Source organism: Kluyvera georgiana ATCC 51603, assembly GCF_001654985.1.
In the GTDB taxonomy this organism is placed as follows: domain Bacteria; phylum Pseudomonadota; class Gammaproteobacteria; order Enterobacterales; family Enterobacteriaceae; genus Kluyvera; species Kluyvera georgiana.
The window spans coordinates 117,847-131,822 of sequence record NZ_LXEU01000039.1 but is presented as its reverse complement, the minus strand read 5'-3'; the positions used below and the strand labels follow the sequence as shown (position 1 = coordinate 131,822).

General features: G+C 48.7%; 12 protein-coding genes, 2 tRNA genes and 1 pseudogene. 3 read left to right on the top strand and 12 right to left on the bottom strand.

Annotation, left to right across the window (positions count from 1 at the left end):
• Positions 1–111: 111 nt before the first annotated feature.
• Positions 112–201, bottom strand: a tRNA-Ser gene (locus M989_RS08950).
• A gap of 90 nt (positions 202–291) precedes the next feature.
• On the opposite strand from M989_RS08950, the gene mtfA reads away from it, so the two are divergent.
• The 3 genes from mtfA to M989_RS08935 all read left to right on the top strand — a co-directional run bounded on the left by mtfA (position 292) and on the right by M989_RS08935 (position 2,689).
• Positions 292–1,089: a DgsA anti-repressor MtfA gene (mtfA, locus tag M989_RS08945; protein WP_167351050.1), complete on the top strand. Its 798-nt coding sequence runs from the start codon at positions 292–294 to the stop codon at positions 1,087–1,089.
• Positions 1,090–1,189: 100 nt separating this feature from the next.
• Positions 1,190–1,265, top strand: a tRNA-Asn gene (locus tag M989_RS08940).
• A gap of 161 nt (positions 1,266–1,426) precedes the next feature.
• Entirely contained in the window at positions 1,427–2,689 is a 1,263-nt protein-coding gene (locus tag M989_RS08935; protein WP_064544450.1) for a tyrosine-type recombinase/integrase, read from the top strand.
• A 408-nt stretch (positions 2,690–3,097) separates the two neighbouring features.
• On the opposite strand, the pseudogene M989_RS08930 reads toward M989_RS08935, so the two are convergent.
• From M989_RS08930 to M989_RS08880, 11 genes and pseudogenes are all read right to left on the bottom strand, one after another.
• Positions 3,098–3,985: pseudogene (locus M989_RS08930) on the bottom strand (integrase domain-containing protein).
• A gap of 509 nt (positions 3,986–4,494) precedes the next feature.
• Positions 4,495–4,797: a helix-turn-helix domain-containing protein gene (locus M989_RS08925; RefSeq protein ID WP_003842125.1), complete on the bottom strand. Its 303-nt coding sequence runs from the start codon at positions 4,795–4,797 to the stop codon at positions 4,495–4,497.
• 4 nt (positions 4,798–4,801) lie between these two features.
• Complete coding sequence (locus M989_RS08920) at positions 4,802–5,155, bottom strand: type II toxin-antitoxin system RelE/ParE family toxin (RefSeq protein ID WP_064544448.1); 354 nt, start codon at positions 5,153–5,155, stop codon at positions 4,802–4,804.
• Positions 5,156–5,652: 497 nt separating this feature from the next.
• Positions 5,653–5,874, bottom strand: coding sequence for a helix-turn-helix domain-containing protein (locus M989_RS08915; RefSeq protein ID WP_064544446.1), 222 nt, complete (start codon positions 5,872–5,874; stop codon positions 5,653–5,655).
• A complete protein-coding gene (locus tag M989_RS08910; RefSeq protein ID WP_064544444.1) occupies positions 5,871–6,338 on the bottom strand; it encodes a hypothetical protein in 468 nt (155 codons plus the stop codon). The genes M989_RS08915 and M989_RS08910 overlap by 4 nt, the downstream gene beginning before the upstream one ends.
• A 378-nt stretch (positions 6,339–6,716) precedes the next feature.
• Positions 6,717–7,181 (bottom strand): ubiquitination-like system serine protease family protein, encoded by a 465-nt coding sequence (locus M989_RS08905; protein ID WP_064544442.1) that lies wholly within the window; start codon positions 7,179–7,181, stop codon positions 6,717–6,719.
• Positions 7,175–8,359, bottom strand: a complete 1,185-nt coding sequence (locus tag M989_RS08900) for a ThiF family adenylyltransferase (RefSeq protein WP_064544440.1) — start codon at positions 8,357–8,359, stop codon at positions 7,175–7,177. The genes M989_RS08905 and M989_RS08900 overlap by 7 nt, the downstream gene beginning before the upstream one ends.
• Positions 8,334–9,089 carry a multiubiquitin domain-containing protein gene (locus tag M989_RS08895; protein WP_064544438.1) on the bottom strand — a complete coding sequence of 252 codons (756 nt, stop codon included), beginning with the start codon at positions 9,087–9,089 and terminating at the stop codon, positions 8,334–8,336. Before M989_RS08895 ends, M989_RS08900 begins: the two co-directional genes overlap by 26 nt.
• Positions 9,090–9,176: 87 nt before the next feature.
• Positions 9,177–12,569, bottom strand: coding sequence for an ATP-dependent helicase (locus tag M989_RS08890; RefSeq protein ID WP_245191237.1), 3,393 nt, complete (start codon positions 12,567–12,569; stop codon positions 9,177–9,179).
• Positions 12,562–13,131 (bottom strand): hypothetical protein, encoded by a 570-nt coding sequence (locus M989_RS08885; RefSeq protein WP_200082487.1) that lies wholly within the window; start codon positions 13,129–13,131, stop codon positions 12,562–12,564. The genes M989_RS08890 and M989_RS08885 overlap by 8 nt, the downstream gene beginning before the upstream one ends.
• On the bottom strand, positions 13,128–13,904 hold the full coding sequence (locus M989_RS08880) for an RNA polymerase sigma factor (RefSeq protein WP_064544435.1): 777 nt from the start codon (positions 13,902–13,904) through the stop codon (positions 13,128–13,130). Before M989_RS08880 ends, M989_RS08885 begins: the two co-directional genes overlap by 4 nt.
• Positions 13,905–13,976 lie beyond the last annotated feature (72 nt).

The following is a 13,976-nucleotide window of genomic DNA, read 5'->3' as shown; positions in this document are numbered from 1 at the left end:
GAATAAAATTCAGAGAATGTTGATAGCGTAGATCGGAACGGGAAGATATACCCAGTCTATACCAAGTGTGATGCTGGTCGTTGAAACAGAATGGCGTAAGTGATTGAATAGTGGCGGAGAGAGGGGGATTTGAACCCCCGGTAGAGTTGCCCCTACTCCGGTTTTCGAGACCGGTCCGTTCAGCCGCTCCGGCATCTCTCCGTTTTGATGGTTGCCATCATGCCAGGAATTTTGGCATTTTAACAGACCCAGTCTCTTCAATTACGTTCAAGTGACGAGTTTACGAGCAGAATGATGATTAAATGGCCCTGGAAAGCGAGTGACACTGCCGATAAAGCCGATTTGCCGTGGGCGCAGGCCCTGGCGATCCCGCTGTTAGCCAACTTGTCTATGGACGAGCAGGTGAAGCTGGTTCAGCTTGCCGACCGTTTCCTCCAACAAAAGCGGATGGTGTTTTTACAGGGGCTAACCGTCGAACCGATCACCGAAGCGCGTATCGCGCTGCTGTTCTGCCTGCCCGTTATGGAACTTGGCTTAGAATGGCTTGACGGTTTCCATGAAATTCTCATCTACCCTGCTCCGTTTATTGTCGACGACGAATGGGAGGACGATATCGGGCTGATACACAGCCAGCGGGTGGTTCAGTCCGGCCAGAGCTGGCAACAGGGGCCCATCGTGCTCAACTGGCTCGATATTCAGGACTCCTTCGATGCTTCCGGTTTTAATCTGATTATTCATGAAGTCGCGCATAAGCTCGATACACGCAACGGTGACCGTGCCAGCGGCGTGCCGTTTATCCCGCTGCGTGAAGTCGCGGGCTGGGAGCACGACCTGCATGCCGCGATGAATAACATCCAGGATGAGATTGATTTAGTTGGCGAAAACGCTGCCAGCATTGATGCCTACGCCGCGACCGACCCGGCAGAGTGTTTTGCGGTGCTTTCTGAATACTTTTTCAGCGCGCCTGAACTTTTTGCCCCGCGGTTCCCGGCGCTATGGCAACGTTTTTGCGGCTTCTACGGCCAGGACCCATTGCAACGGTTACGAGATAATAGCCAGCAGGATGAAAATCCCCCGGCAGTACACTAAAACAACAGCTTGCGCTAAATTCAGCCAGTTGAATCAGCAAGTTAAATTTAGTGTTGACACAAATATCCATGCCCAGTACTATGCGCCTCGTTCACACGATTCCTCTGTAGTTCAGTCGGTAGAACGGCGGACTGTTAATCCGTATGTCACTGGTTCGAGTCCAGTCAGAGGAGCCAAATTCCTGTTTTCAGGCGTACTTAGAGGTACCTATATGATTAGGTTTCAATAAGTTAGCGTGAAAATCTTTCCCGATGCGTATCTGGTTTTTCCTCCGCATCCGGCGAAATTGGTGGTCTGATTTGGGGTCATTTCAGTTCGATAATGGAGTGACCACCATATGTCCCTGTCCGACGCGAAAATCCGCAGTACCAAATCTTCTGATAAACCCTTTAAACTGGCTGATTCCCATGGCCTGTATCTGCTTGTCAATCCGGGCGGCTCCCGTCTCTGGTATCTCAAATATCGCTTCAGCCGGAAAGAATCCCGTATTGCGTTGGGTGCCTACCCGCTGGTTTCGCTTTCCGACGCCCGTCAACAGCGCGACGGCATCCGTAAGCTTCTGGCACAGAACATCAACCCCGCACAGCAGCGCATGGCTGAAAAAGCCGCCGCGTCGCCGGAAAAATGCTTTGAAATTGTCGCGCTGAACTGGCACAAAACCAACAAAAAGTGGTCGGCAGATTATGCTGACCGTATCCTTGCCAGCATGAAAAATCATATCTTCCCGGCAATTGGTCATCTGCCCGTTACGATGCTAAAAACGCAGCATTTCACGGCGCTGCTGAAAGTTATCGAGGATAAAGGCTTTCTGGAAGTCGCGTCCCGAACCCGGCAGCAACTCTGCAACATCATGCGTTACGCCGTTCAACAGGGACTGACTGAAAACAATCCGGCGCTGCATCTGGAAGGCGTTACTGCGCCGCCGGTTAAAAATCACTATCCCGCCCTGCCGCTGGAACAGTTACCCGAGCTGCTGGAGCGTATCGGTGACTATCAGCAGGGGCGGCAGTTAACAAGGCTGGCTGTAGCGCTGACTCTGCATCTGTTTATCCGTTCCAGCGAACTGCGCTTTGCCCGCTGGAGCGAGATTGATTTCAGACACAAAATCTGGACCATTCCCGCCACAAGGGAAACGATTGAGAAAGTCCGCTTCTCTGGTCGTGGCGCAAAAATGCGCACTCCGCATATCGTGCCGCTTTCCCGGCAGGCGATTGCCATTCTGAAGCAGATACACGAAATTTCCGGCCATCTGGAACTGGTGTTTCCCGGTGACCATAACCCGTATAAACCGATGAGTGAAAACACCATCAACCGGGCGCTGCGTTTAATGGGCTATGACACCAAAACCGACGTCTGCGGGCATGGCTTCCGGGCAATGGCCTGTAGCGCACTGGTGGAATCTGAACTCTGGTCGCGGGATGCCGTGGAGCGACAGATGAGCTATCAGGAACGTAACAGCGTGCGGGCGGCGTATATTCATCGCGCTGAACACCTCGACGCCCGCAAAGCCATGATGCAGTGGTGGTCGGATTATCTGGATTCGAGTCGCGAGGGGTATGTTGCGCCGTATATTTATGCGCGGCAGCATAAGGCGGCCTGAGCCAGCGGCAATGTAATTTATTGAAAATGAAAACGCAGATCCTGATTGAGTCGGATCTGCGTTTCTTTTTGCACTGAATATCTACACCAGTCACAAGATCACAGGGGGTTGCACTAGCGTTCTGCTCACAGTCACATTACAGAAGTTACGCCAGATATCACCGGATAAATATCGATCTGCGCCAGCTTTAGCCTTTTAAGCCCTTTGGCCTTTTCCGGTCTGGCGCTGTTACCCTTAGCCCCCCCTTACACTTTCCGGCCTTTTCCTTTTACTGGCACAATCATCAGTAAAATTGCCGTAATGCTGTACCAGAAACCCATTAATAGGCTAAACCATTCTTAGGGGCAGTTATTGATAGAAAAGTGTACAAAACCGATAGATAACCCAATCTTATCAAGGCAACGGCTATCAATCTGTCTCATTTCTCTGCCCGTAAACCTGCGCCACATACCGCCCGCGTCCGTCGCCATGCCCCAAATCCATCGCCACCATTGCCAGCGCCTCCTTTTTACTGAATCCCTGCGCCAGATAATGGCAGATCGCATCCTGCGCCCACGCATAACGCAACGAGTGTGGGGAATATGCGCCAGTCAGTCCAGTACGTGACGCCTGGCTGTGCCAGTATTTCATCGCGCTTTTCAGGTCAGGTTTATCTATTAACCTGCCGTGGCGATGTTCTGCTACAGATAACGCATTATCCAGCGCTTTTCTCACTGCGACAGCGTCCAGAATAACCGTCTCGCGAGGCCGCGCGCCTTTGGTGCCGAACACCACGGTTAGCCGGGACGCCCCCCGCTCCAGCGCCTGTTTCCACGTTTTCAACGACTGCGCACTCTGTACCGCCTCCTGTGAGCGCAGCCCCATCTGCCTTGAGAGTTCCAGCGCCGCCGCCAGCCCCGGATCTTTCGCACGGGCGGTTTCCAGTACATGGTGGTAATACTCCGGCGTGATGGCCCGTTTCGTGCCGCTACGGGATGCGCCGGACAGACCCAGTGAACGGTTGTTCAGCCGTTCACTTTGCGCCAGCCTGTCACGTCCGGCCTGTTTCAGGATGCAGCGCACCGCCGCCATCTCGTTTTGCAGGGAACGCTTCGTGATACCCTGCGCCAGCCGTTCACGGATATAGCCTTCAATATGCCGGGCCTTAAGCTGCTCCACCCGGCGGATCTGCACATTCTGCGCCAGCACCAGACGCTCGCAAAAACGCTGCGCCAGCCTGATGCGGTCATCCACCGTTTTGTAGCTGCCGCCCGCCTAATGCGCCAGCCGCTTCATTTCCTGCTCCAGTATTCCCATACCATCCCCTTTTCATGAATGCCGCAAACTCATCACCCAAAAAACCCAACACTGATACAACTTTCCCCGGCGCATAGGCCGATAGCCCCTGAGTTTTGTCGGGGCTGCGAACGATACCTGAGCGCCGGGGCGGCAGCCGTTGAGGTGTGGTGGGGCTTCGGTTGTGCTCTCTGAGCAGCCGCCCGCATTAGCGGGTTATCCCCCGGATCGTCCTGATCCCCCTCCGGTATCGGTTCATGATCTCCTTATTGGTCAAATGGCCTGAAAAGGCGGTGTCAGGATTCAGCCGTGAGCTGGCGCAGTTGAGTTCTCTGGTGCAGGTCGAAAGGGCTGCGTGCGTCACTTTCCCGCTCTGCGCGGTTAAAGTGACGCACGGGTCTGGTGCAGGGTTGAACCATTGCGTTTCTGGTGCAGTTTTACGGTCACGCGGCAGCAAAGCCTGTCGGCAATGCAGGCAGCAGCCCGTTATACAGAGGGGGCTGACGCTCCGGTTCAGGGAGCGTCAGTGTTTACAGTACAAATCCGTAGTGAGAGCCATCCGGCAGTTCAATATCAAGGCGTAGCTTACCGCCGGTCGCCTCAACGTAACGTTTCAGCGTGGACAGTTTCAGGTCGCGCCCCGGTTTTTCCATACCGGCAACAGTAGGTTGTCTGATACCCAGCACCTGCGCCATTTCGACCTGCGTTTTCTGTACTTTCTCGCGCAGTTCGGCAAGGTGAATGTTGAGCAGGATGTCCGTCGCCATCGCCTGAGCTTCGGCCACGACTTCAGGTTTTTCATCCGCAATAAGCTGTTCCAGCGTTCTGCCCATCGCGTTACTCCTTCTCTTTTATTGTGTTCAGCCAGTTCGTGAATTCCCGATCTGCAATCGGGAGCATCTCATCGTAAAAACGTTTTTCATTGCCGACCTTATTTCCGGCACAAAGTACAATGCCGGTACGGGTCGGATCAAAAGCGAAAAATGCCCGTATCGGATCGCCCCGACTTTGAATACGCAACTCTTTCATGTTGCTAAAGCAGGAGCCTTTGAGCGTATCGGCATAAGGTCTGGACAAACCCGGCCCCTTTTCCCGCAGGACCAACAGCGCTGCAAGCACGCTGGCCCGATCGGTATCATTGAGCGAGGAAAACCAGCGATCAAACATATCCGTTGTTTTAATCGTCCACACGGGACCTCCTGAATAATATAGGTTAAAAACTATATAGGTGTAAAGCTATAAAGATGATTATGAAACGATGGAATGAGAGATTCATGCGTCGTTGCTGCAAAGCTGAAGACGCATTCGGGTATTTCAGTGAATGGCATGCATAGCATTCACCGTTTTACGATCTGTACCGAAAAACCAGTTCAGATATTGACGCAATGTGAAGAGTGACCTTAACTGCAACGCAGTCCGACATTTTCAAAGGTATTGTCGGTAAAGGGACGACCAGCCTGAAATCAGGCCGCTTCTTGCAGGTCGTGAAGCGTATAAGGGCGCCCCGAAGGGCCATTTGTTGCAGAGAGAAAATAATGCGAATGTGACGGGTGCCGAAAGAGGAAACTGTTTTTGCCTGTAAAACATTTCCCGCTGATTTGGTTAAATGCTGAGTTGCCGCACGTCACTGGCATTCTCCCGATCTCCCATCTGCAAGGGCAGGAAAAAGATCGGGAGAACCGTTTGTCTTATCGGTATTCTGGTTTACGGTAGCGTGAAGGCCAGATTTTTTCAGGCGCAACCTCTAACGCTTCAGCAATCAATCTTTCGCCTTTAGGCCAGCGGCGGGTAAGCGCATTTGCCAGCGTGGAGGATGCCAGTCCGGCCTGACGCGAAAGCGCTGACAGCGAAGTGCCACGTTTTTTCAGCCCGGCGATAATGTCGGCAGGATGCCAGTCAGACTGCATCATGCTTTGATCTCCACACCATCGATAAACTTCACGCCGCCAGCGGTACGCAGCCAACGCGGGGCTTTCATTTCCGCAGCGAAGTAGTTAATCAGGTCGTACAGCAGCCAGCTAAGGTACTTCTCCGTTTCAGAGGCAAATCCCAGCCCCGACAGGGTTTGCGTGATAGCAAGGCAGTAACGACAAAGCTCCGTACATTCAGGATCGAAACGCGGAGAACTGGTAGGCAGCGTGTCAACGGTCAGGCTTTCAGCCAGATGGGGAGGAACAGGCTCTAACAGTGTGGGTTGCAACAGCGTCAGACAGGCGTTGATTCTGCCGCAAAGCGCCATTTTCAACGCGGGATCGTTGCTTTCAATCAGGGTTTCGGCGAAGGTTTCGCAGTGACTGGCGAGTATAGTGAAATCCGTAGTGGCGCTGAAAGGAACAGCAAGTGACGGGTGTGCTTGAGTGGGGATCGTAGCCATAGAGGCAACCTCCAGTATGTAGTTTGAAAACCACCACCAGAGGTTCCAATCTCATGGGTGGTGGACTGAACGGGGTTGGAACTACCGGCCATACTGGAACCGGCGCACCTTACGGTGCCCCCGCCCAGCCCACCATAATTTTGGTGTAGCTAAGCGCGCGACATAAAAAAGACGCGGGCGCGTCACGTGTCGCCAGTATGGTTATATCCCGGGGTTCCAATCCCGGCGCCTGATTTTGCAGGCGCGGGGTAAGGATACTGCGATTGGAGTTACGCAGCAAGTGAGTTTTAATGGAGGGAAATTAACAAAACATAATAAGCTTAGGGGAAATTACAGATCCCCCCCTTTAACCAGCTTATTGGTACGGCTATCGACAAATCAGCTTTTACGCATCAGGTTACGCAACCATCCCAAGAAATTACCCACAACCCCGCGATCTCTGGATAACTGCCCTGAGGTATTTTTCGTCTCTTCTTCCGGGCTAAGAGATTTAGATGCTGGATTATAGTAATCCGCTTTAGCTAATTTATCTCTTTTTCTTTCTGCCGAAATCTGGGCATCATTCCAGCTACCAGCCTCAATGATAATACCCTGTTTAATAATATAGTGCGAACGACAGGTGGAATGCCAGTTACCAATGGATGGCGTCAACGATACAGACTCACCATCAAAAATCATCTTCCAGTCAGTTGGTGAAAATGGAGTAACAACCTGTTCCCCACAACCACAACAGCAGCTATGTACTGCTGTTGCATATTCCATTGATATATATATCACGCCAACATCGAGTTCACGAGGAATGCTACGAATAAAGCGATGTTCCAGTTTCTTTATTTTCAGCATTTCAGATCCTCATTCAACAACATATTACCATCAGTGGTATAGGTACAATGATGCTCGTTTTCCAGATCGCGGTAAAAACCTTTCAATTTCTTCCATTTTATGACAGCCAGAGCTGCATTAAGCGCATTTAAATCAGCAACCTGTATATTTGAAGCATAAATATCTTTCTCCCCTCCACCAGCAAAAGAGATACGTCCCGAATGTACGTGTTCGCGTTTGTCCTTAGTACTGGTGGTTACTCTAAGAATGCCACCAAGACTACCGTTCACCAATTCAAGACCCATCCCAACATCAATAAAGGGAACACTAAGCGACTCCAGCTTTTGGATGATCGCTTTTTTTTCTTCGCCAGCATCCATGCAAACAAATGAAAACGTAGTTCCGTTCATCAGGCTGAGGTTGGAATCGCTCAATCTGACAGGATGTACAATAATATTGCGATGCATTCTTTCGTAAATACCCTTGAAATAGTCAACTTTCAACGGTGCATTACGAAGTTCCTCCAATAGTGGAGCTCCAGGAGCACGAAATGCGTTATGTTGAAGAAACTCATCAGCATCAAATAAGCGAATTTCGCGCACCGGTGTTTTAGACACTAAATCAATAATGTAGCTCCCCGTTCCGCCAGTACCAATAATCGAAACAATCTCACCTTCTAATTTCTCAGACAGCTTCCCAATTCCCGCACGATCGGACGCAGTATCAATGTAATTAAAAACACTGTCCATTTCAGTTTCATCAGGAGTCCGAAATATTTTAGGGCTAATCCCCGGTTGTAATACTGCTGCCGGGCCTGAGAGGATGGTTGCATAAGTTGACATCTTAGCAAAATAGTCTGGATACCCTTGCGGCCCTGGCTTACTTGAAAAACCGTGCTCGGCAGTAAGGCCATGACCAAAATCAAAGTGTTGAGATACATGACGGATTTCATTTAAAGGAACTCCATTTGCTTTGCACGGATATTCCCCATCCCAGTGTATTACGTGATTTTCAGGTTTGCGGGTGTGATCACCCGCCAGATCCAGAGATGTCACAAGGGTCCCTTTGCGTACACATTTTTGTGCATTGACATAGGGGACTTCCCGCATCACCAGGAAAGCACCAATCACCTGTACATAATAGCCAGCTTCGCGAAGCTGGCGTAAATCACTATTAAGACTGAACAGTTTTTGTGACATTGAAAATCGTCCCCTGATGTTTAACTTCGACAACACCGCCCTCAGCCAGCTCACCAGCATGTGGTCTGGATGCTGCGTGGCGATAGGTCATGGAATAGATAACGTTTGACTCAACAGGGGCACCGGGAAACGCCAGTTGCACAACCTGCTCGAAAGTTACCCACTTATCGGACACCGATTCGTCGCGTGAATTAACAATAATGGTGTAACCCTGCTCCGGCCGTTTAGCAGTGATGAAGTGCTCAATGCCCGATGCAGTAAGATCCAACAACTCATCAGGTTCAATAATACGGTCGGTTCCTCCCCGAACCTCCAGAAAAACGGCCTGCTCAGGCCCAATACCGGACAATACATACAAAACATGGCCTTCAATAGCAGGCATACCCCATACAAGCTGGCGATCATCAAGCGTCAGCTTGAAGTCCCGATCGGTACGGAAAGCAATAAACCGTTCAGCACCCCGTCCCCGTAAATCAAAGGTTTCATCAAGTCGGATATCTTCAAAATCACCAGACTGCAATATCGCACAAAGAGTAATTTCATCGCGGTCATCGAGACCTGCCGCAGACAAAATCTGCCGCCCGGTAGGTACCGGATCAGAAACGAAAGCTGGCTGAAAATCCACGCTTTCAATGGCTACGCTGATGCGATATTCACGTGCAGCCCTTAACGGACGGTTCTCACGAACGGCATCGCCAACATCATCAAAATCATTTTGAACAGAGTTCATATCACTACCTTTTAAAGTTTTTGCCTGAAGGAGTTTTCTGGCTACATTCCTTTAATCGGGTGATCAGAACGCCGTCGGTAAATTTTTTTAGAATTTTTTCTTGAGGGGGCCAGCAGGGGCTTCACCGCAGATAAAAAACGCAGGACACCCGGGGCAGCTAAACGTAGAGTCAGATGTTTTAAAATCGCCACTACGTATGCGAGTGAGGATCTCTCGTAATTTATTTTCGCATTTGTTCAGTGTTTGCGGCTTAAGGTTGAGAGGATAAACCGTATTATCGGCCAAGTAGACCAACTCTACTGATGAACCGGGAAAAACGTTCTTTGTGGCAAGTGAAAACGCTTCATGTCTGATACCTTTCGGACCTGTCCCGGGGGAATGCCCTGTAAATATGCAACGTAACGTACGCAAATCACCTCGTATCAGCATTTCATCAGCACGAACCGTTACCTTTGCATCGGTAAGGCCCAACACGAACTCATCCAATATTTCAACAGATGCACCCTTTCTGGACTGGGTAAAGAAGGTGAGCATTTTTTCGGCAATATTGCGATAGTCGTCTACGTAACCATGTTCATGCAACCCCTGCTTTACAAAAGCAGTTTCCAGAATAGGTTGCCAGTCAGGCACGTGCGCGTTACCCAGTTTGGTTATGGTCTGAAGCACATCGCGTACCGCTTCATGCATTTGCATAAATGCTGTTTCTTGTCGACGACCACCGATTGACAGAAGATGTGTATAAAGAAAACGTCTGGGACAGGTATTATATAAATCCAAAGCATTAGCACTGAAATTTACGTCTCCCTGAAACTCAACAGGTAGAGGCGTATTTTCTGGCGCTATAGGCAGCTTTAATATGGGAGTTATAACATTGCGCGAAACAGCCCCCATTCTGTCCAAAAAGTCGGAAAGTCGACGCAAGGATTTGTTCTGACCTTTAGTCGTTGCACCGTAAAAAAATAGTCGGTCCTTTGCACGGGACATTGCCACATAAAAAAGACATTCTTGTTCATTCTCATGGGCTTCTTTGGCTATATCTTCGGACGAACCGTTCCCACCAGCAACCATACCCTCAGGCGGAGGGCATTTTACTCCTCTATATGAACCCGGGATTGTATCCTTATTCACGCCACTTAAATGAACAACAGGGAACTCAAGACCTTTTGCACCATGAATTGTCATTAATTTGACTGCATCAATATTTTGAGTTGCTGCTGGAAGCTGTCTGAGGTCGCGATCGTCGTTGAGCTTGAGTAAACGACGTATCCGCGTCATCATTTTCATTATCGGAAAACCACTGCCCCTGAACTGCTGCCGGGCAAAATTCATAAACTGCCAGATAGCAATACCGCGAGCCTGTCCATTAACCGCTTCCGACGTTGCAATTTGAGCCACTACGCGCGTACGATCTAACAAGACCGTAGCAAGCACGGACCATGGATGAGAAGCACTACTAAAGCCATGTAGTACATTCTTTATTTTCTCAAACGAGGACAATCCCTCCGGCGATAAGGACAGCGACGATATGTCCCAGTTTCCGGGCTCATTATCTGTTATACGGAAGTGTTCCAGCACCTGAGTAACATCTTCCATCGGCATCTGAAATTCCGGCCAACATGCAATACGAATTAACCCCATTGCTCGTTTATCAGTTAGAAGAGAAACTAGCGCCACAAGATCCTTAACTTCCTGACGTTCAAAAAGGCTGCCCAGAAATAATACAGGGATACCTAATCGTTCCAGATCCTGCCCTAACGCAGAGAGTTTTTCATTTCCACGACAAAAAACCGCCTGATCACGATAACTAAATCCAATTTCTCGCATTCGTAATATAGACTCAGCTAAAGCGGAACTTACCAAATCTCCGCTTTCTACTGTTTGTATTTCAGGCAGTGATCCCGATGCGGGGCGATTTGCCGCAAGATGGCTCTTGATCCCCCCCGTTTTCATTTCTGACGCAAACGCAGAAAATGCTGTAACAATCTCTGAAACAGAACGGTAATTAATCTCAAGTGATTGAGATTCTCCGCCAGGAAAATCATCCACACAAAAACGCGATATATTAAATGATGATGCTCCACGAAAACGGTAAATTGATTGCTTGGCATCACCAACTACCCAAAGATTTTCACCATCAGGTTTGAGAGCCTTTAATAACCGAATGCTGCTTCTGTTAACGTCTTGATATTCATCAACCATTACATGTTGATAATTATGCTGCAATTGCTGGCGCAACTCCTCATTTGTTTCAAGCAATTGTACCGGACGCATAACCAAATCACCAAAATCCAGACATCCCCTCTGTTTCTTTATCTTCTCGTAGGTGTCATAAACGACAGCAACCTCCAGCGCTCGTTCGGCAGTTTCACGTTCTTCTGCATTACTGGCATTATTGAGCATTTCCTGTGCAAGGATGCGGTATTGCAATGCATCTGTAACTTCATCTTTTGCCCGAGAGATAGCATTCAAAATATCAACAATATTTTGAGAAGGGTCATATAAATTACGATAATGTACGAGATTAAGACGTAAAAACTCTTCTTCCAGAAGCTCTACGGCTTCTGACCGATCCATTAATCGGGGCTCCGCAGGTAGATCGCATAGATCATGGAAACGCCGGAGCAAATCAAGACCAAAGCCATGAAAAGTTCCCACCCAGAGTGCCGCTGCCGCATGTGGTTGTTTCCTGGCGATACGCTCAGACATCTCTGCTGCTGCTTTATTAGAGAACGTCAACAGGAGTATGCGCCGTGGATCAATTCCATCATTAAACAGACTTTCCACTCTCGCTACGAGGGTTCGCGTTTTGCCTGTACCCGGCCCCGCCTGGAGCAAGAAAGCTTTCCCTCTATGCCTGACCGCTTCAATTTGCTTGTCATTAAGCGACATATCTGGTTCGGGCTGGCGTGGTTTATGCTCAACCATTGGAAGTAGCATTGCATCAAGCATCTGTTGGGCGACAACATCGAAAGGTGCACCGAGTTTGCTGGATATATCACTACAGCTCATACCACATTCAAGATGTAACTTTTTAACAGCCGAACGCGGTAGCAGAAACTCCCTAGCGAAAAGATCCATCTGAACTTCGCGCCGTTGTCGATGGCTATAATCTACAACACGGTCTATTCCCATTGGCGCAGGTTCTGCTGTACGCGCAGGGTCGATATCAATGACATATTCATCCTGCGTATCGTCGCCTAACTCAACATGCCCGATTTCGTGTGCAACCAGAAATGCTTGCTCGAACAATGAACCAGAGTCTTCATGTGTAATTAACCTGTAAGCACTATCAAAAAACGCACGGCTACCATTTAGCTCATCAGAACCTTGTAAACATTTCTCTACGTCGATACTACGAGAATTAGCTTCACCAACAACAAAAGCATAAGGCTTCCAGGGATCTAAACCTCTGCTGATAGCAGCATAATGTAGTTGCTCAGCACGCTGGCGCGCAATCTCGATGGCATCCACGTCATTCATCTCCCTTTATTATTTCTTGAATACGCTCTTCAGAAACTTGTGCATCACGTAGAATTTTTTCGAAAGATGTTCTGGTTGGTGCTGTAGGCTTAACTTCCGATTTATAACTTCGGCTAACAGGCGCTTGTGGCGGTTGTGTTAAAAAATTCCTTAGTTGCACGGTTGTCACCTGTAGCGATTCCGCAAGGCTACTAAGAAAGTGTAAGGGAATAGAGGCTAAATCAACTCTTCTTCCGCCAAAAGCAATTAAAACCTGTTTTGGAAGGTTAAGTAGCTTTGCTGCGGCTGAGAACCGCTGTGGAGGTATATTCACTTGTACAATTTGCTGGGTAAGACCGGTCCGAAAACGCTCCATCGCCGATTCAACACTCAGTACATCAGTCGCAGTAAGCGGCATATCGTCGTCAACTTCACGAGCCAGCTCGCGCGAGAGGTCGACCAATTCTTCCGCATATTCAGGGAATTTAGTCAGATACCTTAGTAAAGTATCTTTACCAGCGTCGAATTCAACTGAGAAATCTCTCAGTACATCTTCACGAGAAATAGTCTGATTTTTCATCATACCTTCTCCTTTTCTTCAAGGCGTTTACGCAATGTTGCAAATGCATAATCGCGGTGAGTACGAATGGTTTTGTCCGACTTCTTTAATGCCTTACTGATTGTCATTTCATTTGGATCTTTTGAGATAATGGGTATTTCTTGACGCCACATCTCAACGATGCGCTGTTGAAGTGGTGGTAGAGCATTAATCGCGGCATCCAACCTTCGTCGGTAATTTTCTTTGTCAAGTTCATATGGTTCGAAGGGATCGTAGGATTCTATCGCTCTTTCAACCTCTGGCGAGATCTCTTCGTCTTCACAACCAAGCTCTTGAGTTCGGTTTTCTTTAGACTGAACTTGTCTTTTCGCATCAACTCGATCCCTAGCCAACGCGCCATTAAAATTGACTTCAAAATAGTCAAGTCGATCATCGTAATCAGCTTGATCTATCAATAGCAGGTCTATGAAATCATCACGGACTTTGTCTCGGATCGCCATACTGCTCATCGATGCTGTTTTTCCATCCAGGCTATTGGGCTTAGGGAGGTTCCGATGAATTCTTTCCAGCAAAGCTTTAAGCAACGTTTCACGGAGCGAAGGGTTACCCGAGTTTCGTACAAAATAAAGTAAAGCTTCACTCGAGATAAAACCGGGGGTGTTTTTAGGCCAAACAACGCCTCTGCTTGCAACATCATCATCACTGAGCTTTTCAAGTTCATTGATCTCGGCCTCAACGATTTCTCGCCGAGCATAAACCACACCTTCTCTGGTTAATTTTCTTAGTGGTCGAGCCATAATACACCCTGTACTTGATGATTTTCATAAAATTATCAATAAATAAGCTTAACAATTAAAGCATTTTTCTTA

Coding starts and splice junctions, on each gene's coding strand:
- mtfA (WP_167351050.1), top strand. CDS start 292: ATGATGATTAAATGGCCCTGGAAAGCGAGTGACACTGCCGATAAAGCC.
- M989_RS08935 (WP_064544450.1), top strand. CDS start 1,427: ATGTCCCTGTCCGACGCGAAAATCCGCAGTACCAAATCTTCTGATAAA.
- M989_RS08925 (WP_003842125.1), bottom strand. CDS start 4,797: ATGGGCAGAACGCTGGAACAGCTTATTGCGGATGAAAAACCTGAAGTC.
- M989_RS08915 (WP_064544446.1), bottom strand. CDS start 5,874: ATGATGCAGTCTGACTGGCATCCTGCCGACATTATCGCCGGGCTGAAA.
- M989_RS08910 (WP_064544444.1), bottom strand. CDS start 6,338: ATGGCTACGATCCCCACTCAAGCACACCCGTCACTTGCTGTTCCTTTC.
- M989_RS08905 (WP_064544442.1), bottom strand. CDS start 7,181: ATGCTGAAAATAAAGAAACTGGAACATCGCTTTATTCGTAGCATTCCT.
- M989_RS08900 (WP_064544440.1), bottom strand. CDS start 8,359: ATGTCACAAAAACTGTTCAGTCTTAATAGTGATTTACGCCAGCTTCGC.
- M989_RS08895 (WP_064544438.1), bottom strand. CDS start 9,089: ATGAACTCTGTTCAAAATGATTTTGATGATGTTGGCGATGCCGTTCGT.
- M989_RS08890 (WP_245191237.1), bottom strand. CDS start 12,569: ATGAATGACGTGGATGCCATCGAGATTGCGCGCCAGCGTGCTGAGCAA.
- M989_RS08885 (WP_200082487.1), bottom strand. CDS start 13,131: ATGATGAAAAATCAGACTATTTCTCGTGAAGATGTACTGAGAGATTTC.
- M989_RS08880 (WP_064544435.1), bottom strand. CDS start 13,904: ATGGCTCGACCACTAAGAAAATTAACCAGAGAAGGTGTGGTTTATGCT.